This is a genomic window from Curtobacterium sp. MCPF17_018 (assembly GCF_003234135.1).
Classification (GTDB): Bacteria; Actinomycetota; Actinomycetes; order Actinomycetales; family Microbacteriaceae; genus Curtobacterium; species Curtobacterium flaccumfaciens.
Genome location: NZ_QKSJ01000009.1, coordinates 25,456 through 50,097, shown reverse-complemented (window position 1 = coordinate 50,097; position 24,642 = coordinate 25,456). Strand labels below are relative to the sequence as shown.

Below are 24,642 nucleotides of genomic sequence, written 5' to 3'. Positions count from 1 at the left end.
GTCCCGGATCAGGGGACTCCCTGCTCGGGTCACCGGCGCCACGCGTCGGTGATGCGTGCGTCACGCTGCAGGGCTCGCCGGTCCGCCCCCATCGACCGGCGCTCCTCCGGGACCGCCCCGGCCATCGGATTCGGGTTCCGTGGCCGGGGCGGACTCATCCCGTCTGCATGCGGCTCAGTAGACGTCGCGCACGTACCGCTTCGCGCGACGCATGTCGGCCAGGTACGCCTGCGCGTCGTCCTCGCCGCGCCCGCGTCCGGTCCGGATGACCTGGAGCAGCGCGGCCTCGACGTCCTTCGCCATGCGTGAGGCGTCGCCGCACACGTACACGTGGCCGCCGTCCTCGAGCCAGGCGAAGAGCTCCGCCGAGCGCTCGAGCATCCGGGTCTGCACGTAGACCTTCTCGGCCTGGTCTCGCGAGAACGCAAGGTCGAGGCGGTCGAGCACGCCCTGTTCCTGCAGCTCGGTGAGCTCGTCCTGGTACACGAAGTCGGTGTCCCGGTGCTGGTCGCCGAAGAACAGCCAGTTGCGTCCCGTCGCCCCGGACACGGCCCGCTCGTGCAGGAACCCGCGGAACGGCGCGACACCCGTGCCCGGTCCGATCATGATCATCGGGGCCGACTCGTCCGCCGGCACCCCGAACGACGCGTTCGGCTGCAGGTAGACGTCGACGGTGCCGTCCGGGTCGACCCGGTCGGCCAGGAACGTCGACGCGACACCGGCGTACATCCGGTGCGGGTCGCCGTAGCGCACGGACGCGATGGTCAGGTGGATGCGGTCCGGGTGGGCCAGCGGACTCGACGAGATCGAGTACTGCCGCGCCTGCAGCGGCCGCAGGTTCGGCAGCAGCTCGTCGAGTCCCGGGGCGGCCGGTCCGGCGTCGCGGAGCAGGTCGAGGACGTCGCGTCCCCAGAGCCAGCGGTCTAGCTCGTGCTTGTCGCCGTGCGCCACGACGGCCGCGAGCTCGCTCGACGGCGCGCGCTGCACCAGGTCGGCGATGAGGTCCTTCGAGGGCGTCCGGATCTCACGGTCGGTCCGCAGGACCTCGGTGATCGGCCGGCCGTCGAACGCCTCGCCACCGTTCGCGCCGACCTGCTCGAGCAGGTCCGCCACGAAGACCTCGTCGTTCACCGGCACGACCGCCAGGGCGTCGCCGGCCGCGTACTCGATGCCCGAGTCGCCGAGGTCGAACTCGTAGTGCCGGATCTCCTTCGCGCTGCGCGGCGAGGAGAGCAGCCGGTTCTCGACCAGGCGCGACGGGTACGGGTTGCGCTTGTTCCACTGCGACCCCGGACGGGAGGCACGGCTCGCGCCCGCCCCGCCGGTCGCGCCGGCACCGTCGCCGGCACCACCGCCCGCGGTCGCGCCGGGTGCAGCCGTCGCGCCGGCCTCGGCGGCGAGGCGGTCGAGGACCGCCGCGGTCCACAGAGCGGCCGGGTCCTCGAAGTCGACGTCGCAGTCGACGCGGTCGTGGACCCGGGTCGCGCCGAGCTGCTCGAACCGGGTGTCGAGGAGCTTGCCGGCCTGGCAGAACTCGTCGTAGCTCGTGTCGCCGAGGCCCAGGACGGCGTACTGCAGCCCCTCGAGCCGCGGCACGGTGCTCGCCTGGATCGCGTCCCAGAACAGCCCGGCGTTGTCGGGCATCTCGCCCTCGCCGTAGGTCGAGGTGACGACGAGCACGTGCGACATCTCGGCGAGCTGCTCGGGGGTGACGGCGTCGAGCGCGCTGGCACGACCGCCGAGTCCGCGGGCCTTCGCGCCGGCGACGAGCTCGTCGGCCAGGAACTCGGCGTTGCCGGTCTGGGTGCCGAAGAGCACGTCGATCGTCGTCGTGGGCGCGCTGGCTGCGACCTTCTTGCCGGCGGCGGCGATGCCCGCGATGAACCCGGCGAGCCAGGACTCCTGGGCGGCCGAGAACGGTGCGTCGACGGGGATCAGCGACCCGGTCGGGGGGAGCAGGCTCACGCGGTCACCGCCTCGGTCGGCGCCTGCGGTGCACGGCGGGCGATGTCCTCGAGCGCCGCGGTGGCGAGCAGCTCGTCGAAGCGGGCCTCGCGGACGCGGCCGTCGTTCTTGGCGTTCTGGTGCATGATCCACCCCGTGGTGCCCGGCGCGTCCATGCTGCGGTTGTTCCGCTGCGTGAGCGCGCGCTTGTAGTCGTCGAGCCGCTTGATCGCGATGAGGGTCGCGAGCTGGTCGTCGGCGAACCGGTCGAGCGTCCCGCGCAGGTACTTCACGACGCGCTGCTTGACGGAGAAGTCCTCGGTGAGCACGAGGTTCTTGACGGCCTCGGCGACCCGCGGGTCGGCGGCACCGAACGCACCCGGGACGCGCTCCAGGGCGACGTCCTGGGCGACCCCGAGCACGGTGTACGACGACAGCAGCGAGAACATGTCCTCGCCCTGGTCGCCGAGCGCCGGGGCACGACCGTCGAGCACCGTGCGCTGGTCGCGGTAGTCGAGCTTGAACGCGCGGAGCTTGTCGGTGGCGATCGAGGTCGCGAGCTCGTCGAGGAGCTCGGGCCGGGTCGCCGCCGCGAGGATCTCGCCGGCGTCCTGCGTGAGCAGCAGGGCACGGGGCATGCCGACGTAGACGTGCGCGCGGGCGGTGTCCCACTCGGCGAGCAGCCGCTCGGCCAGGGCCGAACCCGTCGCCTCGAGGTGCCACTCGAGCAGCAGGCGAGCGGCGGCCTCGTGGAACGCACCGCGCTCGGTGTCGGTGACCGGGAACACCAGGAGCGAGTCCGTGCTGGCACGCTCGGCGACCTGGCCGGAGGGGTCGTACTGGTACAGGAACCCGCCGGACATGCCGTTGCCGAGGCCCTTGCCGAACGCGCCGAGGTTGAACACGGCGCCGCCGGTCATGTACTCGCACCCGAAGTCGCCGAGGCCCTCGACGACGGCGGTCGCACCGGAGTTGCGGACGGCGAACCGGTCACCGGCCTCGCCCTCGACGAAGGTGCGACCACCGGTGGCCCCGAACAGCGCGAAGTTGCCGACCAGCACGTTGCCGCCCTGCTCGGCGCTGCCGCCACCGGGGGCGCGGACGATGATCCGTCCGCCGCTCTGGCTCTTGCCGACGCCGTCGTTCGCGGTGCCGGTGTGCTCGAGCACGACGCCGTCGTTGTTGAAGACGCCGTAGGACTGCCCGGCCGAGCCCTGCGTGCGGATCGTGACCGCGCCGTCCACCAGCCGGCGGCGTCCGCGGTCGTCCGTCGTCACGGCGGGCAGGCCCTGCACGTCCTCGGCCCCGAGCTCGTGGTTGAGCAGACGCTCGAGGTCGATGCCGAGCTGACCGCCGACCGACTTGTCGGCGTTGCCGAGCAGCACGCCGTGCACGAGCACGTGCTCCTGCGCGTGGTCGACGAGGGCGGTGCGGACGCGCTCGAGCAGGGCGTCGTCGGTGTGGAAGTCCTTCTCCAGGTACTCCGGGTCCGCGACGACCTTCTCGGGCACCTGGGCGAGCAGGGCGCGGGCGTCGAGCCGGCCCACGCTCGCCGGGTGGTCCAGGAGCTGCAGCAGGTCGGTCCGGCCGCGGGCCTCCCGCAGGGAACGCAGGCCGAGACGGGCCAGGATCTGCCGCACGTCGTGGGCGATGTTGAGCAGGTACTGCGCGAGCGCGCGGGGGTCGCCCTCGAACGCCTCGGCGTTCGTGGTCAGGCCCGCCGGGCACTTCACGTTGCAGTTCTTGGCCATCACGCAGCCGAGCATCATGAGCGCGGTCGTGCCGAACTCGAAGCTGTCGCCGCCGAGCAGGGCGCTCGTGACGACGTCGCTGCCGGTCTGGTGCGCACCCGAGCAGCGGAGCGTGACCTTCTGGCGCAGGCCGTTCGCGACCAGGGCCTGGTGCACCTCGGCGACGCCGATCTCGGCGGAGCGGCCGGCGTACTTCAGGCTGGTGACGGCCGCGGCACCGGTGCCGCCGGTGTTGCCCGCGACGTTGATCACGTCGGCGCCCGCCTTCGCGACGCCGACCGCGATGGTGCCGATGCCCTCGGACGAGACGAGCTTCACGATCACCCGGACGCGGGCGGCCTTGCAGTCGTGGATGAGCTGCGCGAGGTCCTCGATCGAGTACGTGTCGTGGTGCGGCGGCGGCGAGATCAGCTCGACGCCGGGCGTACCACCACGGGCCGCGGCGATGTCCACCGTGACCTTGGGTGCGGGCAGCTGACCACCCTCGCCGGGCTTCGCGCCCTGGCCGATCTTGATCTCGAGCTCCTCGAGCATGGGGTCGGCGAGGTAGCCGGCCCAGATGCCGAACCGGCCCGAGGCGAACTGCTTGATGCGCGAGCCGCGGATGGTGCCGTAGCGGGAGTGGTGCTCGCCGCCCTCACCGCTGTTCGACATGCCGCCGACCATGTTCGTGCCGTGCGCGACGGCCTCGTGGGCGGTGGCGACGAGTGCGCCGTGGCTCATCGCACCGGACGCCAGGGTCCGGGTGATCTCGTGGGCCGGCTGCACCTCGTCGAGCTCGACGCTCGCCGGGGCGCTCTGCAGCAGCGCGAGCAGGGCGACGGCCGCACCGGTGGCGCGGAGCGTCACCCCGGTGTCGTCGACGGCGTCGACGTCGATCTGCCCCGGGTGGAGCAGCGCGAGGCCGTCCGCCAGGGCCGCGTGGCGCAGTGCACCCGTGGTCCCCGTCGACGTGAGCTCCAGGCGGAACCGCTCCGTGCCTCCCGGCAGGTCCTGGTCGTCCGACGGACGCGAGCCGGAGAGCCCGCGCACGGTGACGCTGGCGTTGCCGCTCGTCGAGAAGCGGCCGAGCTCGCGGGCGAAGTCCTCGGCCGTGTCGATGCCGGTGACGTCCGCGGGCAGCGCGAGCACGTCGCGGAGCGCGGCGGGGCGGCGGGACCGCTCGTCGTGGGTCGTCTGCAGGAACGTGACGTAGCCCGGCGTGATGCGGTGTGCGTCGATCTCGGCATCGCTCAGCCGGTCGTACCCGGTGTTCCGGTACGCGGCGTCGGTGATGCCGAACGAGTCGTCGAGCTGGCCGAGCGTGAGCAGGCGCAGCGCGTCCGAGTCGCCGGAGCGTTCGAAGGCCGGGCGCTCCTCGGTCATGCCGCCGAACCCGCGGACGCTCGCGACACCGAACGAGTGGCCGGCGCCGTCGGAGCGTTCCTTGAACAGGCCGAGCAGCGGGACCTGGCCCTCGGACGCCACCGAACGGGCACGCTCGTGCCAGTCCGTCGCCGCCTGGGCGATGCGCGCGAAGCCGACGCCGCCGACCGGTGCCTGCATGTGCGGGAAGATCCGCGCGAGCACGTCGTCGCCGGTGTCGAGGTAGTTCGGCTCGAAGAACTCGCCACCGATGTAGCTCTCGGCGGTGCACAGGCCGACGCGGCCCATGGTCTTCGCCAGGGCCTTCTCGGCGGCCTTGCGGAACTGCTTGAGTGCCAGGTCGGTCGCGGTCAGCTCGCCGGCGGGTGCGGGTGCGGCGGGGTACTTCTCCTCCGCACGCAGCCGAGCGCTCAAGCTGTACACAGCGGCGGCACCGAAGCCCAGCGCGGTCGCGACGTGGTGTGACGATGGCAGCTGACCGCTCTCCGCGACGACGGACACCCGCAGGCGCAGACCGGTCTCGATGAGCCGCTGGTTCACGGCGGCCACGGCCAGGATCACGGGGAGGGGCGCATGGGTCGACGACACCTCGCGGTCGGTCACGACCGCGATCCCGCCACCGCGCGCCGCGAAGGCCTCGATCGCGTCGCACAGCACGTCCAACGCGCCGCGCATCGCGTCGGCGTTGGCCTGCTCGTCGGCGGGCACCGGCACGTAGAGCATGTCGAAGCGCTCGAGCGGGACGATGTCCTGCTCGCGCAGCCGCACCATGTCGAGGTGCCCGAGGATCGGCGACTGCACGACGAGCTGACGCCCCGTGGTGCCCGTGCCGTCCGGCTTCGCGCCGAGTGCCACGCGCATCGACATCCCGTCCGCCTCGCGGATCGAGTCGAGCGGCGGGTTCGTCACCTGGGCGAAGCGCTGCGAGAAGTACTTCGCCATGCCGCCCTCGGTGTCGCTCAGGGCGTTGATCGCGTTGCCGTAACCCATCGCCGAGATGCGCTCCGACCCGTTCTGCAGCATCGGGTCGAGCATGAACCGGAAGCTCTCCTGGTTCAGCGAGTACGCCACGTACCGGCCGGCGAGCGACAGATCGCCGTCGTAGCCCAGGGTGGACGTCGTGCGCTCGTAGTCCGGAGCGGGCACGTCGTCCAGGTTCACGCGAGCGGCGTCGAGCAGGGTGCCGTAGTCACGGCGGGCCGCGAGCATGTGCAGCACCTCGCCCGTGCGCATGCGGGTGCCGGTGCGGTGGTCGACGACGAGCATGCCGCCGGCCTCGATGCGGCCCCGGTGCACGACCTCGTCGGCGTCGAACTCGACCTGGCCGGCCTCGGACGACACCATCAGGTACTCGGCCGTCTCGACGGTGCGCAGCGGGCGCAGGCCCAGGCGGTCCAGGCGGGCGCCGACGACGTCGCCGTCGCTGAAGATCACGGCGGCGGGACCGTCGTTCTTCTCCTCGTACAGCGAGAAGTACTCGAGCATGTCCCGGACGTCCGGGGTCAGGGTGCGGTCGTTCTCCCACGCCGGCGGCATGAGCGAGACCACGGCCTCGATGATCTCGAGCCCGTCGTCGAACACGCGGCTCTGCAGGGTCTGGTCGAGCCGGCTCGAGTCCGACTGCCCGGGCGGGCGGACGATGCTCCGGGTGCGGGCCCGCGCGAGCGCCTCGTCCGACAGCCGGTTCTTGCGGTCGGTGTTCAGTTCGCCGTTGTGCGCCATCAGGCGGAACGGCTGCGCCATCGTCGGGTGCGGCTCGGTGTTCGTCGAGAACCGGGTGTGGAAGTACAGCGTCCGCACCGAGTGCCGGGGGTCGCGCAGGTCGGTGAAGTACCCGATCACCTCGCCGGAGTTCAGCCGGCCCTTCAGGATCTGGGTCCGGGCGCTGAGCGACAGCGGGTACAGGGCGGCGTGCTCGGCGCGCTCGGCGGCGGCCTGGGCGTAGGAGACGGCCTCGATGGCGAGCAGGGCGCGGTTCGCGGCGGCGTCGACCTCGGTGCGGTCCCAGTCGGACGGTGCCCGGAAGACCCACTGCACGATCGGCAGCTGGTACTGCTCGGCCTCGGGGCGCGCGACGGAGTGGTCCACCGGGACGTCACGGACCAGCAACAGCTCGAAGCCCTCGGCCGTGATGGCGTCCGTGACGGTCTGCTCGGCACGGGCGCGCTCGTCGGTGCCGTCGGCTCCGTCGCTGCTCGGCACGAAGCAGTTCGCGACGCCGAAGTGCCCGGCGCGCAGCTGCTCACCGGTGATGGCGCTGAAGAACTCCACCGACAGGTCGATGCTGACACCCGCGCCGTCGCCGACACCCTCGGCGGACTTGCCGCCGCGGTGCGGGATGGAGCAGAGCGCTTCGTCGCCCTTGCGGATGACGTCGTGGCTCGGCGTCCCGTCGAGACGGGTGATGAAACCGACGCCGCAATCGCTCGATTCGCGGGCAGGGTCGTAGAGACCGAAAGAGGTGGGGTTCACGTGCGGGTCCAGTGGGGCGTTGCCGACAGCGGACGGCGCGGGCTGCATCGATGGAGCGCTCGCCGCGGGCAGACCGATGGTGGCAGTCGGGCCCTGTGGGGTGGTGGTGCGGTAGGGCGATGCTACGGCTTGGTATACCGACCGTGCAACACGGGTGGTGTGGGGCGCGGCGCGGGGTTCTCCGGCTGGTGCGAGGTCGATCACCCGGTGCGAGGTCGCAGCGCCGCACCGAGTGGACGACCTCGCACCGGGAGGAGCGACGCGGCGGCAGGTGCCGTGCTGCTCGCACCCGCCACGCCAGCCCGTGGGACGGACCCGGTGACCGCCGTGCTGGCGTCGGCCGCCAGGGTGGTTCCGGGGCGGATGAGCTCGCCGATCCCGCGCGGCACCGCGCGCTCCTCGCACCGTTCGAGGGGTCAGGCGTACCGCTGTGCTGCCCGGAGTGCGGCGCCGGTGTACGAGCCGCCGAACAGGAACACGTGCAGCAGCAGCGGTGCGAGCTGGTGGAGCTCGACGCGCTCCTTCCAGCCGTCGGCCAGCCGTGACTCCCGGTCGTAGGCGGCGAGCACCGTCTCGAGCCGGGGGAGCCCGAACAGCCCGAGCAGTGCCAGGTCGGTCTCCGCGTGGCCGCCGTGGGCGATCGGGTCGATGAGCACGGCGCCGGTCGGTTCGGACGGGTCCGTCGGCCAGAGGACGTTACCGGCCCACAGGTCGCCGTGCAGGCGCGCGGGGCGGTCCCCGACGAGCACGGGCTGCGGCGACCCGAGGGTTCCGTCCTGCACGCGCTGCGCGACCCGCTCGAGCACGGCGGCCTCATCGCGGTCGAACCCGCCGGCGTCGACGATGCGCCGGACGAAGTCGCGGATGCGGTACTCGGCGAAGAACTCGCCCCAGGTCGCCGGCGCCTGCTCGGCCGCGGCGAACGGCGTGCGAGAGCGGCCCATCCGCAGTGCCGCACCGCGGGTCCATCCGGCGGGCGGCGCACCCCAGTGATCGGCGCCGGCGGCGTGCATGTGGGCGAGGGAGCGGCCGAACCGCTCGGCCTGGGCGGCGGTGGGCGAGCCGTCGGAGATCAACTCGAGGTCGAGCACGGTCGGGCCCGGACGCCCCAGCACACGGGCGATGCGGGTCCCTCCGGTGTCCTCGGCCTGGGCGAGCCAGGCGAGCCCGGCGGCTTCGGCTGCCGCCTCGTCCGCGGTGGTGAACGTCTTCACGTGCGTCTCGGCCATCGGCCCATCCTGCCGAGGGAGCACCGTCGACCGTTCAGCCGACGGTCACCCGGTCACGCGCTCGGCTCTCCCCGCCGGGCCGCGTGCACCACGAGTGCCAGCTGCACCCGGTTCTCGACGCCGAACTTCTCGTACACGTGCCCGACGTGCGTCTTCACGGTGGCGAGTCCCACGTACAGGTCGGCGGCGATCTGCGCGTTGGACGCCCCGTTCGCCACGGCGAGTGCGACCTCCCGTTCCCGCTCGGTCAGCAGGGCGAGCAGCCGGCGCGCTTCGGTGTCGTCCGCAGCGGCGCCGGCCGTTCCGCCGCCCCGGCCACCGGCCGCCTGGCCCGAGCGTGGCCCGGCCGCGAACGCGATGACCCGGTCGAGCACGGACGGGGACAGGATCGAGCGCCCGGCCGCCACGGTCCGCACGGCCTGCACGAGTTCGTGCGGCGCGGTGTCCTTGAGCAGGAACCCACGGGCACCGGCCTGCAGTGCTCCGAGCACGAGGTCGTCGCCCTCGAAGGTCGTCAGCACCAGGACGGCCAGGTCGGGTCGTCGGCGCAGTTCGCGTTCGGTGGCGACGAGTCCGTCGCACCGGGGCATCCGGATGTCCATGAGCACGACGTCGGGCGCGGTCGACGCGATGACACCCTCGGCTTCGAGCCCGTCGCCCGCTTCGCCCACGACCACCAGGCCGTCGTCGCCGCTGAGCAGCATGCGGAGCCCGACGCGCACGAGCTGGTCGTCGTCGACCAGGACGACGCGGACGGGAGCGGTCACGGGGTCCACGGCAGCACCGCCTCGACCACGTGCACGCGTCCGTCGTCGCTGCCGGCGCGGAAGCTCCCGCCGACGAGACGGGCGCGTTCGGCGAGCCCGCGCAGGCCGTGCCCGGCCGAGTGCCCGGAGGCGTCCGCGGGCGCAGGTCCGTCGGCCAGCGTGTTCGACACCACCACCCGGATCGCCGACCCGCGGACGGTCTCGACCACGACGTCGACGGGCTCTCCTGGGGCGTGCCTTCGGGCGTTCGTCAGTGACTCCTGCACGATCCGGTAGGCGTGTCGCCCCACGGCGGTCGGTACCGCCGCACTGTCGGCGTCGACGCGCGCCCGGACGGTCGCACCGCCGGCACGCGCCTGGTCGAGCAGGGTGGGCAGGTCGACGAGGGTCGGCTGCGGAGGCGCGGTGCCGGTCACCTCGTCGCCGCCGTTCGCCGCGGGGTCGCGCAACACCCCGAGGACGTCGCGCAGGTCGGTGAGCGCGGAGTGCGCCTCGGCCCGCACGACCCCGGCCGCCGCGGCGGTCTCGTCGGGGGTGAGCCCCGGGCCGCGGTACTCGAGTGCACCGGCGTGCAGCGCGACCAGGGACAGCCGGTGGCCCAGGACGTCGTGCATCTCGCGGGCGATGTGGGCGCGCTCCTGCTCGCGGGCACGGTCCTCGCGCAGCTGCTGGTCGCGTTCGAGCAGGGCCGCGCGCTCGCGCAGGGACAGCAGGAGCGCCCGGCGCTGTCCGATCCCGATGCCGATCGCGACGAGCAGGGCGATGCCGACGGCACCGGCGACGAGGATCTGCCAGAGCGGCATGGCGTCGTCCTGGGGCGCCAGGACGACGTCGTAGAGCACCGTGGCACCGAGCAGCACCGCACCGGCGACGGCGAGCTCGACGGCCCGGCGCCGGGTGGCGAGCGACACCGTGGCGATCGCGGCCGCCCCGACCGCCAACGTCGACACCGAGCTGAGGGCAGCGATGACGACCGTGATCGACAGCGGTGCCCGGTGCCGGAACGGCAGGAGGACGAGGGCAGCCAGACCGGCACCCACATCGCCGAGGATCAGCGCGCCGACGTGCAGGTCGCTCCAGCCGCGGGTGTCCATCGACGGCCACACGAGCCCCGCCGTGAGCAGTCCGGTCAGGGCCGCGACGGCGACACGCCAGCTCTGTGACCACACACGCTGCCCGAGTGGCACAGCGGGGAGCGCGGTCGAGGTCATGCCCCGAGCCTAGGGAGCCGTCGGGACGAGCGGATCCGCCGAAGGTCGGAGGTCGGGGGTGCCCCGTGTCTCAGACCGCGTCGACCAGGGCCCGCGCCAACGGGTGCCACGCACGGGACGACGGCCCGCTCAGCACCAGGGTCCGTTCGAGCCGCCGGGCCATCGGGATCATCACGAGGTCGGGCGGCAGCATCCCGCGGCCCAGGGTCGGCACGATCGACACGCCCTCGCCTCGCTGGATCATCCCGAACATCGTGCTCATCTCCCGCACCCGGTGGGCGTAGCGGAAGGGGCGGCCGTCGAGCTCGTGGAGCTTCTGGACCTGGTACTCGCAGCCGCCGCCGCCCGCCACCAGGCCGTCCTCGTGCAGGTCGTCGAGCGTGAGCGCGGGCAGTTCGGCGAGGGGGTGGTCGCGGCGGATCACGGCGGCCATCTCGTCCCGCGCCACGACCACGCCACCTGCGGGTGCCGGCGACGGGTCGACGAGCACTGCGGCGTCGACGGTGCCCGCCTCGAGCCACTCCGGCATCTCGTCGTCGTCCCCCTCGTAGACCTGCACGTCGACGTCCGGCAGGGTCACCGCCCACAGCTCGCGGAGCCGCGGCAGCAGGCCCTGGCAGACGGTGGGGACGGCGGCGAGGCGCACGGTGCCGCGCGCCGAGGCGGGCCGGACCACCGCCTCCAGGGCTTCGACCGAGGCGAGCACGCTGCGGGCGTGGGCCAGCAGGCGGTCGCCCAGCGGTGTGGCGGCGGCGACCGTGCCACGGCGCACCACGGGGCCGCCGACCTCGCGTTCGAGCCCGGCGACGGCGTGGGACACCGCGGACTGGCCGACGCCCAGGGCGGTCGCCGCCGCGGTGAAGGACCCGGCGTCGAGCGTGGCGACGAACGCGCGCAGTTGCTGGACCGAGACGGTCATGCGTCCTCCTCATGTCGGCATGAGCCCCATGCGTTTGCCGCATGTCACTCGCTGGTCCGACACTAGGCCACGTGAACGCCCTCCTCTACGCCCTCGTCGCACTGACCTGGGGCTCGAGCTTCCTCTTCGCGAAGATCGGGCTCGACGGTCTCGCCCCGCAGCAGGTCGCCACCGTGCGGACCGTGCTCGGTGGGGTGACGCTCGTGGTCGTGTTGCTCGCCACCCGGCGCCGGTGGCCCCGGGAGCCGCGGACGTGGGCACACCTGGCGGTCGTCGCGGTGTTCCTCAACGCGGTGCCGTCGTCTCTGATGGCGTGGGCCGAGCAGACGGTGCCGTCCGGACTCGCGAGCATCTACAACGCGACCACGCCGATTATGACGCTGGCCGCGCTCGCGGTGCTCGTGCCGTCCGAACGGCTGCGCGGACGGCAGGTGCTCGGGATCGTGCTCGGCATCGTCGGGGTGCTCGTGCTGGTCGGCCCGTGGGACGTCCTGACCGACCCGGAGGTCCTGGCGAGCGTGCCGGGGCAGGTCGCACTGCTCGGCATGACCGCGTCCTACGGCATCGGGCTCGCCTACCTGCGCCGGGTGGCCGTGGCGAGCGCGTACGACCCGGTCACGCTGGCGACGGTCCAGCTGACGCTGGCCTCCGGGATGCTCCTGCTGGTCGCGCCCGTCATCGCGACCGGTCCGGTGCAGCTGGACGGGAGGATCGTGGCCGCGATGATCGCGCTCGGTTGCGTCGGCACGGGGCTGGCCTACGCCTGGAACACCCGGCTCGTGCAGGCGTGGGGCGCCGGTCGCGCCTCCACCGTCACGTACCTGACGCCGGTGGTCGGGGTGGCGCTCGGTGTGCTCGTGCTGGGGGAGCGGGTGCGGTGGAACGAGCCCGTCGGCGGACTCGTCGTCCTGCTCGGGATCGCCCTGGCGTCCGGGGTGCTCCTCCGGCGTCCGACACCTCGTCCTCGTCGGCACACCGAGCGACTGCTGCATCCGGACCACCACGCACGCAGCGGCCGCCCGTGAGTCCGACGTCACGTCGGTGTCCGACGCGCACACGCCGACGGACGCCGAGCACGACGACGTCCTGATCACCGGCGAGCCGATCATCGACCCCACGAACATGTTCCCCGACAGCCTTCGCTCCCCACGGGGAACACGGGGACGCCGCGGAACGTCGACCCGCCGGAGATCAGGGCAGCATGTGCGCGTGCTCGCTTCCTGCCATCTCCTGGCGATGTCGCCGTCAGCGCCCACGAAGAGGAAGCGAAGCGACGAGACGTCCCCCCGCTGTCCCAAGGAGCAGAGGTCGGACAGCACCTCGCACGGGTGATTCTCGTCGGACATGGCGTTCACCGCCGGCATCGCGTGAGTCGCGGCCAACGCTTTGACCACTGCGAGGTCATGGTGGCGCACCACAAGGAGGTCGATCCAGGCGTCGAGGTACTGAGCGACATCTGCCAGCGCCTCTGTCTTGTCGAGCGTCATGTCCGGAAACACGATCGGTTCAAGCCCCATCAGCGAAGCTCCCCGCTCGAACGTGACCCTCGTGCGCAGATTCGTCGGCGGGAAGAACATCACCGCGGAGCCCTTCGCCATTGGTCCTCGGCCCTCTCGGTACGCGTCAGCCAGGTCGAAGACCGCACCGACGTCAGATGAAGACCAGTCATCGAGCTTGACGAGAGAACGCATCCCACCACCGGAGCGACTGCCCGGAGCAGGATCCGCTATCGAACAGTGGCGTTCCCGCAGGAGAGCCGCTAGCGTTCCGGCTACAGGTCCAGGGTGGGAAGGGAGATGGCTTTATGCCGATCCGAACCCCTCAGACACTGTTCCCCGTCAAGCCGGCCCCTGCATTCAGCGGGCCACGGCCGATACCTCCCGGAGTCATGGCAACGCAGCACTGAGCCGACGCACCAGCGACGGCCCCTCCTCCACGTGAGTTCCCCGCTCACGTTCTTCTGTATCCCTGCGCGGCCGAATGACGGCTACGCGATGACTCCTGGGACCACTCCAAATGCTGTTCGCTCCAGCCCGGATACGGGCATCTCTGTCAAGCCTTCGTGAACACCGCTTCGTCACATTCGCGGTCCTCACCGACACCATCGGCGCTGGACTCACCCTCCCGCTGACGATCGTCTACTTCACCCTCACCACCGACGTGCCACTGGCCGTGATCGGTGTGCTCTCAACCGTGGGATCGCTCATCGCTCTGCCCATCGGACTGATCGGTGGTGCCCTCACTGACCGGTTCGGTGCGAAGGCGTCGATGATCCTCAACAACCTGATGTCCGCGACGGGGTTCGCGCTCTACCTGATCGCCCACGACCCCGTGATGATCTTCGCCGCGATCTTCCTCGTCAACGCGTCGGAGCGGTTGTACTGGACGTCTTGGACGGCGTACGTGCATGACCTCGCGGAAGGCCGCCCGTTCGAACGGTGGTTCGCGTTCCTCGAGGCCACGAAGGCCGCGGCCCTCGGCGCCGGCGCGATCATCGCCGCGATCACCCTGGCTCAGGGCCAGGACGGGCTGCGCTGGCTGATCCTCGCCAACGTCGTGACGAGCATCGCCGCAGCAGTCGTATTCGCGTCGCAACGCACCGGGCAGAAGGCCACTGCCCCGACGGCGGCGAGCGAACCCGGGGGCTCGACCGGGTCCTTCCTCGAGTTTGCTGCTGACAGGTCGATGCGTCTCATCACCCTCGGTCAGTTCCTCATCGGGCCAGCCATGGTCCTCCCGAACGTCGCGCTGAGCGTCCTGTTCGTGCAGCGATGGGACATGCCACCCGCGGTCGCACCAGTCCAGTTCGCCATCGCCACCGGCCTGTGCGCGTTCCTGCAAACATCGGTAACGAAACGAGTCGCCGGTCTGCAGCGGGGCCGGTTGATCGCCGTCGGGGCGATCCTCACAGCTTTCACCGCGGTGCCCCTCATCTTCCTCCCACCGCTGCACGGTGCTGCAGCGTGGGCGTACGTCGTCCTGGTCGCTGTTCTGCTCGCGGTGGCCGACATGGTGTACCTACCAGCTGCGAACGCCGTCATGGCAGAAGCACCCCACCCCCGTATCCGCGGCCGAGCGATCGGTGTCTTCCAGACCGCGAGCTCGATCGGCATGGCACTGTTCCCGCTCACGCTCGGGCTATTCGACTCACGCTTCCCCTGGGCGCTGTGGACGATCACCACGGCCGTGTTCATCGCCGCAGCCTGGGCATGGCGAGCTGCGCTGAAGGGCTTGCCCGGCCGAGTGCAGATCGCCTCAACAACCGACCTCGACGCTTAGCCCCATCCCTCACCGGACGGCCGGCCACCGCCGCCCGGTGAAGGATCCGTATCCGGACGAGGTATGCCGTCGTCGATCCGCCTGCTTGAGGGGTGGGTGGTCAAGCTTCGGCACCGGTCAGCTCGGCGGATTGGTCCCACAGGGTGCGTGCCGTTTCCATGTCGGTGAACGGCCGCCACATCGGCTGAAGCGTCGGCGCACCGCCGACCGTACGTCGCGGGCCGACGAACGCGTCGCCGTGTGAGTCAGGGCCCGTCGCCGCGAGCAGTGCGGGCTGGGCAGCGTTCTCGACTGTGCCGAGCACCCCGACGCGCGACAGGAGCTCGATGGCGCGGCGTTCCGCACCGGCACGCTCCCGACCCATGCCGGGTTGGGCGGCGAGGAGGTTCGTCGGTGACACACCGGGGTGCGCGAGGTTGCTGCTGATGCCCCACCCGTCCGCGCGGCTGCGAGCGTCGAGCTCGCGTGCGAAGAGGCCGACAGCGATCTTCGACGTGGTGTAGGCCCGCATCACGTCGTACTGGCGTTGATGGGCGAAGTCCGCCAAGTCGAGCGTGCCCCGTCGAGCGGCGACGCTTGTCTGGTGCGTGACCCGTGCCCGTCCGGCCCGCAGAAGCGGGAGGAGGCCGAGCGTGAGGGCGAAGTGCCCGAGGTGGTTCGTCCCGACTTGCAGTTCGAACCCGTCGGCTGTCTCCTGCCGCGCCGGCGGACGCATCACGCCGGCGTTGTTCACCAGGAGGTGGATCGGTCGCCCCTCGTCGAGGAGTTCCGCCACGAGGGCGGCGACGGAGTCGAGCCGGGCGAGATCGAGCGTGGCAATCCGGTGCGCCGCGTCTGGCACGACCGCACGGATCTGGGCAGCCACCCGTTCGCCCTTCTCCCTGGAGCGGACCGGCATCACGACCTCCGCACCGGCGGCAGCGAGGCGTCGGGCGATCACGGCGCCAAGGCCGTCACTGGCGCCGGTCACGACTGCCAGACGTCCGGTCAGGTCTGGGATGTCGAGGTGTGGCGTGGCTGGCATGGTGTGTCCTTCCGGGACGGCGAGCAGGAACGGGTCGTTGTCATGCTCGATGGGTCTCGTGATGACATCCAGGACCCGTCGGTCAGTGGCTCGAGAGGTCCTGCGTGCCGATCACCGCGAGCAGCTGCAACCGCTCGTGACTGAGGCTCCCCGGAACGGCCGTGTACACGAGCATCCGGTGCGACTGATCCGGGTCGAGGAGGGTCTGGCAGGCAAGTTCGAGCGCGCCGACCGCCGGGTGCAAGAATCGCTTCACCTCGGGCAGGCGGACCCCGACTTCGTGCCGGTCCCACACCACACGGAACTGCGGGTTGTCCCGCAGTTCGTCGACCATGGCCGCGGCACGGGAGCCTGGTCCCCGCATTGCGACGAGTTCGCGAAGCCCGGCCGCATACACGCGGGACAGCACGAGCTGCTCGTCCTCCGGGTACGGCTCTCGCGCGGCAGGGTCGGTGAACCACCGGTACCCGAGGCTCCGCGCGTACCCGGTGCGCTGCATGGCGTCACCGGTCAGAGCCTTCCCGAGTGGCGTCTGTCGGAGGGTTTCCCCGTGCTCCGAGACGATCTCGGCCGGGGTGTCGATGAGCCGGTCCAGGATCCGCAGCATCCCGGGCCCGACGTGTTCGCTCGCAGTCCCGCGCAGGGGCGGGTGCTGCCCGGCGAGGCGGAACACGTGGTCCCGTTCGTCCATGGAAAGGTGCAGGCCTTGCGCGATCGCGGCGACCATTTGCTCTGATGGCTGCGGCCCGGTGCCTCGCTCGAGTCGGGCGTAGTAGTCGGTCGACATGTTGCAGAGCGCCGCAACTTCCTCACGCCGAAGTCCCTCGGTGCGACGCCGAGACCCAGGGGGCAAGCCGACGTCCTCCGGTTGCAGCGCGTTGCGTCGAAGTCGGAGGAACTCGGCCAGGGCAGGGCGGTCGATCACCTGTCCGTCCTACAGGATCTCCTCCGCGGTATCCACGACTCGACAATCCACCGCTCCGCACGTCTCGACCCTCAGGCCTCAATAGCCGACCGGGCGCCGTGAGGTTCAGTGGCGCGGTTCGCGCAGCGCGTCGACGACGAGGTCGAGGAGGTGACCGGTGCGCGCCTCAGTTTGCGGAGCGACGTGCCAGAGGAAGCTCAGGAGCGGGAAGACCTCGTCCGGTGCGACGTCGGCGCGTACCTCTCCGTTGGCCTTCCCGGCATCGAGGAGCGCAGCGACCGCCGAGAGGATGCGGTCGTACTGTTCGTCGTGCAGTTCCGCTCGGGTCACCGCGTCCAGGACGTCGGAGAGTGCGTGTTTCATGTGCCCGAACGCCGCAAGGGCTTCGAACCAGCGACGGAGCGCCTCGAGCGGTGAGTGGTGCTCGAGCAGCTTGCGCGCCGCGGTCGTCAGTGCCTCGAAGTCGTCGCGGTACACCTCGACCAGGAGCGCCTCGCGCGTGGGGAAGCGCCGGTAAAGGGTCCCCTGTCCCACTCCTGCTGCGCGGGCGATGGACTGCATCGTCGCGGATCCGTCGGCGGCGAAGGCGTCACGTGCGATCTCGACGATGCGTGCGCGGTTCTGTTGGGCGTCTCTGCGAAGGTCAGCATGCGGACGACTCGACGAAGTGGACATGTGTCCGTTATGCTCCCTCAGTGGTGGACAGGTGTCCGCTTACTCTACTTGGAGGAATCATGATGAACGGCATCTCGGGCAAGACCATTGCGATCACGGGCGCTTCGAGCGGCATCGGTGCAGCGACTGCTCGGCGCCTCGCACACGCCGGGGCCGACGTCGTCCTCGGCGCTCGTCGGGCGGAGCGTCTCGAGTCGTTGGTCGAGGAGATCACACAGTCCGGGGGCCGGGCTGTCGCGGTCCCCATCGACGTCCGGCGACGAGATGACCTCGAGCGGTTCGTCAGCGCTGCTCGTGAGCAGTTCGGTCGACTCGACGTGCTGTTCTCGAACGCCGGCAGCATGGCGATCTCGCCGTTTGACGAGATCCGGGTCGACGACTGGCAGCAGATGATCGACGTGAACCTCACCGGGGTGCTCAACGGAATCGCTGCCGCGCTGCCGGTGTTCCGGGCTCAGGGGTCCGGTCACTTCATCCACACCGCCTCCACCGCGGCGCACCGGATCGTCCCGACGATGGGCGTCTACGCGGCCACGAAGACCGCTGTCCGCGTCCTCTCCGAAGGGCTGCGCCAAGAGGCAGGCCCGTCGCTCCGCGTCACGGTCATCACGCCAGGGATGACCAACACGGAGGGCGTGGGCGTCGGCGCGAGCGCCGATGTAGCTGCGGCACTCATCGAGCAGCGCGATGCCATTGCGATGCCGCCCGAAGCGATCGCACGCGCCGTAGCGTTCGCCATCGAGCAGCCCGACGGCGTCGACGTGGGCGAGATCATCGTCCGACCCACCGCACAGGGCTGAAGATCCAAAACCAAATCGGCGGCCCGGTAGTCGATGGTTGAGCGAGACGTCGAAACGGGGTTGAGTGAGCGCATGACGAGGACGTCGGTGTTCGAGCAGGTTCCACGCGAAGAATGGGTGACGCACAACGCGCTGGCCTTCGCGATCCGCGACGCTCACCCAGTGTCACCAGGACACACCCTCGTCATCCCTAAGCGGACCATCGTGAGCTGGTTCGACGCGACGGCAGACGAGATCGCAGCGATGACAGAGCTGGTCACAGCCGTGAAGGGCCAGCTCGACAACGACCATCACCCGGACGGGTACAACGTCGGGTTCAATGACGGAGCAGCCGCCGGCCAAACCGTCTTCCACGCTCACATGCACGTCATCCCCCGGTTCGACGGAGACGTCGCCTCACCTGCCGGTGGCGTCCGACATGCGGTGATAGGGCGGGGCCACTACTAAATCGGTCCTCGAGAGCACCCGGAAGAGGATCGGCTATCGAGACGTCGTCGGGAGCGACTGAATCGAGCCGGGAGGGCCGCAATCGGCGGCCCTCCCGGCTCGGATCAGAGTGTCCGGGCGTAGTCGACGGTCGGGTACGGGATAAAGCCGAGGAATTCGTTGAGGGCTCGTGCTGGTGCGTGGAACTCGTCGCCGCCGGTTTCGACGTGCACCACGGTGACGCCAAGCTCTTCAAGCCTCGTCAACGCCGCCGAGCAGAGCGCTCGCGCGACTCCGCGCCGTCGAGCGTCAGGGTGCACGGCGACCATCTGCAGTCGTCCAGACGATGCGCCTGTGGTGTTCCAGCCGACGTAGCCGAGCGGTTTGCCGTGTTCTTTCGCCAGTGTGATGAAGCGGCCTTCATCGGGAGCGAGCAGGGAGGGGACCTCGTGGCGGTAGTCGTCTTCCCAATGCCGGTGGTCGTGCGCGGTGACTTCGGCCCGTAGCTGTACGAGTGAGCCGGCGAGGAGGGGCCGGAAGACATCGATCGTGAGCGCGGTGAGCGCGGGCAGGTTGAGCGGGGTGCAGTCGCGGATGTGCATGGTTGTGCTTCTCTCGTGAGCAGTCTGAAGGCTCCACGCCCAGGGTTCGGGGTGGAGGAGAGCGACGGCCGGGGCCGTCCCTCCAGTCGCGCGTGCGCCAGCTCGCGAAGCAGTCCATGTGTCCACGGTATCCAGGGGGACGATCGGCTATTGAGCCAGCCGACGCTCGCAGGGCGGTGCGATCAGTAGCCGCGGCGATAGAGCGCTTGGAAGACGACCACCCACGCAATCAGAACGATGAGCCCGATCCCGCCGACCCACTTCTCGGTTGTGCCGCCGGCAACCAAGGCCCAGGCGCACAACACGCCGAGGAGCCCACTGCCAACCGCAATTGGGATGCGGTAGTTCGTCGTCCACGTCTTCGGAGTAGGGCGAGCTGCATCGTCGCGGTCGGTCATGACGCGAGCGTAGGTGTCATCCGGTGGCGGCGGAACGAGAGCAACCAAGGGATGCGGTGTCACGCCATAGCAGGAGCATCACGAAGGGGATTGACGCCCGGACAGCGCTCAAGCCGACGGAGCGGCGTCGGGGCCGAGCGCGATCACTGTCCCGATGAATCGAGGCGGTTGCTCGCCATCAGTAAAGGTCACGGGAGTGAGTTCGGAAACCGGAATTAGCCCACTCGCTCCTTCATCTGTCCTGAACCACACCGCGGGAACAGGTTCGCGACCCTCCTCAGGTGCCAGGACCGCGACGGCGGCAAGCCGCGGCCAGTTCGCCTCCTGCTCCGCGGAGACACCCATCGCCACAGTCTGAGTCGTCAACACACGCACACGTTCATAGTGCGCCGGAACCTGCTCGAGCGCGTCCCGTAAGCCGGTCGTCCACCGCTACACGACAGCTGTTGCGACAGGGCCCGGTGCCTCCTGCTGCCTGATCTGGGGTGATGCCGCATGCCTGTCCCGCGAAAATGCCCGGTGAAGGGGCGCTAAACGCTACATGAACGAGCATCCGGTGCGACGTGGTGCGGTCGATGCCGAGGTTCCGGGCGACGATGATCTTGGGGACGCCAGTACCGATGAGGCGGCGTGCTTCGCTGACCTGGTCGTTGTTGAGCCTGCGGGTGCGGCCCTTGTACTTGCCGGCGGCCTTGGCGATCCGGATGCGTTCGCGTTGGCGCTCGTGGATCGGGGTGCGTTCGAACTCGGCGAATGCGCGGAGAAGGTTGAGCCTGAGACGACCGATCGCGTCGTCGGTGTCGCGACTGTCGGTCTGTTGCTCCTTCAGGAACTCGACGGAGGCTCCGTTGGTGGTGATCTCGTCGCGGAGGTCGCCGAGGGAGCGCGCGAGTCGGTCAGCAGGTGCGACTCGGACGGCGACGGCGACGGCGTCGGCTGCCGGGTGAGACCGACACGTCGTCACCGGACGCCACTCCGGGGCCGGTCGTAGGATCGGCTGTGACGACGACGAGGTCGTCGACGAAGACGGAGACGGGCATGCACGACACCCACACCACCCGCGCGACCGCGTCGGTCGCAGCCATCCTCGCCGAGTCGGCGGCGCGCTACCCGGACGACATCGCCGTCATCGTGGGCGACGTCCGCACGACGTACGCCGAGCTGTGGGCGCAGACCCTGGCCTACGCCGGGGCGCTCCGCGCGCGGGGTGTGACCGAGGGGGCGAAGGTGGCGATGCTCGTGCCGAACGTCGCGGACTTCCCCCGCGTCTACTACGCCACACTGGCCCTCGGCGCGGTGGCCGTGCCCGTGCACGCGCTGCTGAAGCGCCGCGAGATCGAGTACGTCCTGCGCGACAGCGGAGCGACCCTGCTCGTCTGTGCTGCCCCGCTGCTCGGTGAGGGCGCTGCCGGTGCCGAGCTCGCCGGTGTCGACGTCGTGACCGTGCTCGCGCCGGCGACGACCGACGACGGGTCCGCGGTCGGCCCCGACCGGCTCGAGGCGCTGGCGCAGCAGAGCGTGCCGCTCGACACCTACGTGCCACGGCACCCGTTCGACACCGCGACGATCCTGTACACGAGCGGCACCACCGGCCAGCCCAAGGGTGCCGAGGGTTCGCACTTCTCGCTGCTCGAACAGGTCAACACGAACCTGATGACCACGTTCGACATGCACCGCGGGGACGTCCTGCTCGGCGCCCTGCCGCTGTTCCACACGTTCGGGCAGACCTGCACGATGAACACCGGGTTCCGGACCGGCGCGACGCTCGTCATGCTGCCGAGGTTCGACGGCGACTCGGCGCTTGCCGCGATGGTCGAGCACGGCTGCGGCATCTTCATGGGCGTCCCGACGATGTACATGGCGCTGCTCGACGCCGCGACCCGCTCCGAGGCCCGTCCGACACTCCGGTACGCGATCTCCGGCGGTGCCTCGCTGCCGCTCGCGGTGCTCGAGCGGTTCCAGCAGGTCTTCGACGCGCCGATCCACGAGGGGTACGGGCTGACCGAGACCTCGCCGGTCGCCACCTTCAACCACGTCGGACGGCCCCCGCGGCCCGGCACGATCGGTACCCCCGTGTGGGGCGTCGACGTCGAGATCGCCGACCCCGAGGTCCGCGACGCGATCGTCATGCTGCCGCGCGGCGAGATCGGCGAGCTCGTGATCCGCGGCCACAACCTGATGAACGGGTACCTCGACCGGCCCGAGGACACCGCAGAGGCCATCGTCGACGGGTGGTTCCGCACCGGTGACCTCGGTACGAAGGACGACGACGGGTACCTGACGATCGTCGACCGCACCAAGGACATGATCATCCGCAACGGCTACAACGTGTACCCGCGGCAGGTCGAGGAGGTCCTCGCCACCCACCCCGACGTCGCGATGGCCGCGGTGTTCGGCGTGCCGCACGCGGTGCACGGGCAGGAGATCGAGGCCGCGGTGGTCCTGCACGCGGGCGCGTCCGTCGAGCCGCAGGTCCTGGTCGACTTCGTCGCCGCCGAGATCGCCGCGTACAAGTACCCCCGGGTGGTGCACGTCCTCGACGCGCTGCCGCTCGGTCCGAGCGGCAAGGTGCTCAAGCGCGAGCTCGTCGACCGGTTCGGCGTCGCGGTGACGGCCGTTCCGTGATCCCTGCCACGACCGCGCAGGGGCGATCCGTACGCTGACCGGGTGACCGCCAGCAGCGCCCCTTCGATCGTCCGACTGCTCTTCGCGTCGTCGCATCCCGGGCCCACCGTCACCGTGACTGTCCTCGCCGCGGTGATCGCCGCGGCCGTCGGACACCCGGTGTGGCTCGTGGTCCTGGTGGCGCTGACGGTCGTCGCCGGGCAGCTGTCGATCGGCCTGGCGAACGACTGGATCGACGCGGACCGCGACCGGGCCGTCGGGCGGAGCGACAAGCCGGTGGCCCGCGGGCTCATCGCCGTCGGCACCGTCCGCACGGCCGCGTACGCCACGGCCGGGGCCGCCGTGGTGCTCTCGCTGTTCCTGGGTCCCGTCGCCGCGGTCGCGCACCTGGTGCTCGTCGCAGCGGGGTGGGCCTACGACGCCGGGCTGAAGCGTTCGGTGTGGTCGGTGGCGCCGTTCGTCGTCGCGTTCGGGCTGCTGCCCGTCGTGTCCGTCGCGGCCGGGCCGGAGGGGCAGTGGCCGGCGTGGTGGGCGATCGCCACGGGTGCCGTCTTCGGGATCGCCATCCACTGCACGAACGTGCTCCCCGACCTGGTCGACGACGCCGCCACCGGTGTCCGGGGATTCCCGCACCGGCTCGGGCTCCGTGGCGCGGGGATCGTCGCGTTCGCCTCGCTCGTCGTCGCGGCCGCCCTGGTGCTCGGCGGACAGGTGCTCGGCGACGACCCGGTGCGGGGCCTCGGGGTCGTGCTCGCGGTCCTCGGTGCCGTCGTGGTGGCCGGGCTCGCGGTCGTCGGCGTCCGGTTGGTGCTCGCGGGACGGGCATCACGCATCCTGTTCCGGCTGGTCATCGCGTCGTCCCTCGTGCTCGTCGTCGAGCTCGGCTTCGCGGGCGCGCGACTCGTCGCCTGACGACGCGGAACACGCTGCGCGTCTGCGCGCCCGACGCGAGCCGTCAGGCCCAGCGCATCGCGTAGAGCCGGGCCAGGCCGTGCGCGGTCGGCAGTGCCAGGGCGGTCCGGAGCAGCGCCTCCCGGCCGGTCGCCGTGACGGAGCCGAGCGGACGGCCGAGGGCCATGTTCACCTCGGCCTGCCGGGCCGCACGACGGGCGGCTGCTTGACGGCGGGCGGCGTACCTCGGCCACGGACCGGCGACTCCGGTACGGACCGCACCCGCGAGCAGCGGCGCCAGCTCGGCGGCGTCGAGCCAACCGAGGTTCATGCCCTGCCCGCCGATCGGGCTGATCTCGTGGGCGGCGTCCCCGATGAGCACGACCCGGCCGACGCCCACGCGGTCGGCGGTGCGACGGCGTACCCGGAAGCCGCTGGTCATCGAGCAGCTCACGGGGTCGGGGACGACGCCGGTGCGGTCCGCGACGAGTGTGGCCAGACGTCTGACGACCACGGGGTCCGGAGCGGCCGTCGCGCCGCGTTCCGCCGCCGCGAAGGCGTCGTCGTCCGGCACCAGGGCGACGTACCGGCGCCGTGCACCCGGCAGCGGGAAGGACTCGACGACGCCGTCCGGGCCGACGTCGACCAGCGCGGCGGACCGGGCTGACGGCTCCTCTGGATCGGCGAAGTCGCCCATCACGTAGCGGTCCGGGTACTCGCGTCCGGTCGTGCCGATGCCGAGCAGATCGCGGACGACGCTCCGGGCACCGTCGGCACCGACGACGAAGCCCGCGCGGATCGTCACCGTGTCGCCGTCCGGTCCGGTCCCGGTGGCGTCGACGTGGTCGGTGTGCGGGGACAACGCGGTCAGGGTGGTCCCGGTGCGCAGGGCGTCCGGTGCGCTGGTGCCGAGCCGGGCCCGGAGCAGGGACTCGGTGCGGTGCTGGTCGAGGGTGGCCACGTACGGATGGGTCGGCGAGGCTCGCTCGAAGCGCAGGGTGCCGAGGGTCCGACCGCGGCTCCTGGCCACTCCGGCGTGCACCAGCGAGGCCTCGGCGAGCACCGCGGCGTCCAGCCCGATCTCGGCGAACGCGTCGAGGGACGGCGGGTGGATGCCGATGGCCCGCGAACCGGTCGGGGGTTCGACCCGTCGTTCCCACACACGGACGTCGACACCCCGCCTGGCGAGGAGCGTCGCGAGGAACAGGCCGACGGGCCCACCTCCGACGACCAGGACGTCCGTTCGTTCCGCGCTCACGGGCCGAGCCTACGGAGCGACGGTGCCGCCGGGCCGGATGTACCGAGAGCGCAGTCCGGTGCCGGCGTCTGTCCGGCCTCA

19 protein-coding genes and 1 pseudogene are annotated in these 24,642 nt (G+C 71.0%); 6 read left to right on the top strand and 14 right to left on the bottom strand.

The annotated features are described in order from the left end of the window. Positions 1–174: 174 nt before the first annotated feature. The 6 genes from DEJ27_RS11630 to DEJ27_RS11605 form a co-directional block, all read right to left on the bottom strand. The gene (locus DEJ27_RS11630) at positions 175–1,965 is read right to left on the bottom strand and encodes a sulfite reductase subunit alpha (RefSeq protein ID WP_110860883.1); all 1,791 of its coding nucleotides are present in this window, start codon (positions 1,963–1,965) and stop codon (positions 175–177) included. Next, positions 1,962–7,532: a glutamate synthase-related protein gene (locus DEJ27_RS11625; RefSeq protein WP_110860881.1), complete on the bottom strand. Its 5,571-nt coding sequence runs from the start codon at positions 7,530–7,532 to the stop codon at positions 1,962–1,964. Before DEJ27_RS11625 ends, DEJ27_RS11630 begins: the two co-directional genes overlap by 4 nt. A 416-nt stretch (positions 7,533–7,948) precedes the next feature. Next, positions 7,949–8,761, bottom strand: a complete 813-nt coding sequence (locus DEJ27_RS11620; RefSeq protein WP_110860877.1) for a fructosamine kinase family protein — start codon at positions 8,759–8,761, stop codon at positions 7,949–7,951. Between the two features lie 53 nt (positions 8,762–8,814). Next, the gene (locus DEJ27_RS11615; RefSeq protein ID WP_110860875.1) at positions 8,815–9,537 is read right to left on the bottom strand and encodes a response regulator transcription factor; all 723 of its coding nucleotides are present in this window, start codon (positions 9,535–9,537) and stop codon (positions 8,815–8,817) included. After that, positions 9,525–10,739, bottom strand: a complete 1,215-nt coding sequence (locus tag DEJ27_RS11610) for a sensor histidine kinase (RefSeq protein WP_110860873.1) — start codon at positions 10,737–10,739, stop codon at positions 9,525–9,527. Before DEJ27_RS11610 ends, DEJ27_RS11615 begins: the two co-directional genes overlap by 13 nt. Before the next feature lie 70 nt (positions 10,740–10,809). After that, positions 10,810–11,658: a LysR family transcriptional regulator gene (locus DEJ27_RS11605; protein WP_110860871.1), complete on the bottom strand. Its 849-nt coding sequence runs from the start codon at positions 11,656–11,658 to the stop codon at positions 10,810–10,812. A gap of 71 nt (positions 11,659–11,729) precedes the next feature. Here DEJ27_RS11605 and DEJ27_RS11600 point away from each other — a divergent pair, with 71 nt between their 5' ends. Beyond that, positions 11,730–12,683, top strand: coding sequence for a DMT family transporter (locus tag DEJ27_RS11600; RefSeq protein ID WP_258370346.1), 954 nt, complete (start codon positions 11,730–11,732; stop codon positions 12,681–12,683). A 282-nt stretch (positions 12,684–12,965) separates the two neighbouring features. On the opposite strand, the pseudogene DEJ27_RS18050 reads toward DEJ27_RS11600, so the two are convergent. Continuing rightward, a pseudogene (locus tag DEJ27_RS18050) lies at positions 12,966–13,349 on the bottom strand (ornithine carbamoyltransferase); the annotation flags it as partial. Between the two features lie 325 nt (positions 13,350–13,674). Between DEJ27_RS18050 and DEJ27_RS11585 the strand changes: the two are divergent. After that, positions 13,675–14,937 carry an MFS transporter gene (locus tag DEJ27_RS11585; RefSeq protein WP_111090967.1) on the top strand — a complete coding sequence of 421 codons (1,263 nt, stop codon included), beginning with the start codon at positions 13,675–13,677 and terminating at the stop codon, positions 14,935–14,937. Between the two features lie 100 nt (positions 14,938–15,037). Here the strand turns inward: DEJ27_RS11585 and DEJ27_RS11580 are convergent, their stop codons facing one another. From DEJ27_RS11580 to DEJ27_RS11570, 3 genes are all read right to left on the bottom strand, one after another. Further along, positions 15,038–15,961 carry an SDR family oxidoreductase gene (locus DEJ27_RS11580; protein ID WP_111090966.1) on the bottom strand — a complete coding sequence of 308 codons (924 nt, stop codon included), beginning with the start codon at positions 15,959–15,961 and terminating at the stop codon, positions 15,038–15,040. Positions 15,962–16,043: 82 nt separating this feature from the next. Then, positions 16,044–16,886 carry a helix-turn-helix transcriptional regulator gene (locus tag DEJ27_RS11575; RefSeq protein WP_111090965.1) on the bottom strand — a complete coding sequence of 281 codons (843 nt, stop codon included), beginning with the start codon at positions 16,884–16,886 and terminating at the stop codon, positions 16,044–16,046. 105 nt (positions 16,887–16,991) lie between these two features. Beyond that, positions 16,992–17,561, bottom strand: a complete 570-nt coding sequence (locus DEJ27_RS11570; protein ID WP_111090964.1) for a TetR/AcrR family transcriptional regulator — start codon at positions 17,559–17,561, stop codon at positions 16,992–16,994. A 59-nt stretch (positions 17,562–17,620) separates the two neighbouring features. On the opposite strand from DEJ27_RS11570, the gene DEJ27_RS11565 reads away from it, so the two are divergent. Together DEJ27_RS11565 and DEJ27_RS11560 are read left to right on the top strand one after the other, a co-directional pair. Further along, positions 17,621–18,361, top strand: coding sequence for an SDR family oxidoreductase (locus DEJ27_RS11565; protein WP_220035386.1), 741 nt, complete (start codon positions 17,621–17,623; stop codon positions 18,359–18,361). 72 nt (positions 18,362–18,433) lie between these two features. Continuing rightward, the gene (locus DEJ27_RS11560; protein WP_111091017.1) at positions 18,434–18,808 is read left to right on the top strand and encodes an HIT family protein; all 375 of its coding nucleotides are present in this window, start codon (positions 18,434–18,436) and stop codon (positions 18,806–18,808) included. Between the two features lie 104 nt (positions 18,809–18,912). On the opposite strand, the gene DEJ27_RS11555 is transcribed toward DEJ27_RS11560, so the two are convergent. The 3 genes from DEJ27_RS11555 to DEJ27_RS18145 all read right to left on the bottom strand — a co-directional run bounded on the left by DEJ27_RS11555 (position 18,913) and on the right by DEJ27_RS18145 (position 20,751). Further along, positions 18,913–19,389, bottom strand: a complete 477-nt coding sequence (locus DEJ27_RS11555) for a GNAT family N-acetyltransferase (protein ID WP_111090963.1) — start codon at positions 19,387–19,389, stop codon at positions 18,913–18,915. A gap of 182 nt (positions 19,390–19,571) precedes the next feature. Further along, positions 19,572–19,787: a hypothetical protein gene (locus DEJ27_RS11550; RefSeq protein WP_111090962.1), complete on the bottom strand. Its 216-nt coding sequence runs from the start codon at positions 19,785–19,787 to the stop codon at positions 19,572–19,574. Between the two features lie 379 nt (positions 19,788–20,166). Beyond that, the gene (locus DEJ27_RS18145; protein WP_111090961.1) at positions 20,167–20,751 is read right to left on the bottom strand and encodes a recombinase family protein; all 585 of its coding nucleotides are present in this window, start codon (positions 20,749–20,751) and stop codon (positions 20,167–20,169) included. A 74-nt stretch (positions 20,752–20,825) separates the two neighbouring features. Here DEJ27_RS18145 and DEJ27_RS11540 point away from each other — a divergent pair, with 74 nt between their 5' ends. After that, positions 20,826–22,412, top strand: a complete 1,587-nt coding sequence (locus DEJ27_RS11540; protein ID WP_111091016.1) for a long-chain fatty acid--CoA ligase — start codon at positions 20,826–20,828, stop codon at positions 22,410–22,412. Between the two features lie 42 nt (positions 22,413–22,454). Next, on the top strand, positions 22,455–23,324 hold the full coding sequence (locus DEJ27_RS11535) for a UbiA family prenyltransferase (RefSeq protein ID WP_110860867.1): 870 nt from the start codon (positions 22,455–22,457) through the stop codon (positions 23,322–23,324). Between the two features lie 43 nt (positions 23,325–23,367). On the opposite strand, the gene DEJ27_RS11530 is transcribed toward DEJ27_RS11535, so the two are convergent. Next, positions 23,368–24,561, bottom strand: coding sequence for an NAD(P)/FAD-dependent oxidoreductase (locus DEJ27_RS11530; protein ID WP_111090960.1), 1,194 nt, complete (start codon positions 24,559–24,561; stop codon positions 23,368–23,370). Between the last annotated feature and the right edge of the window lie 81 nt (positions 24,562–24,642).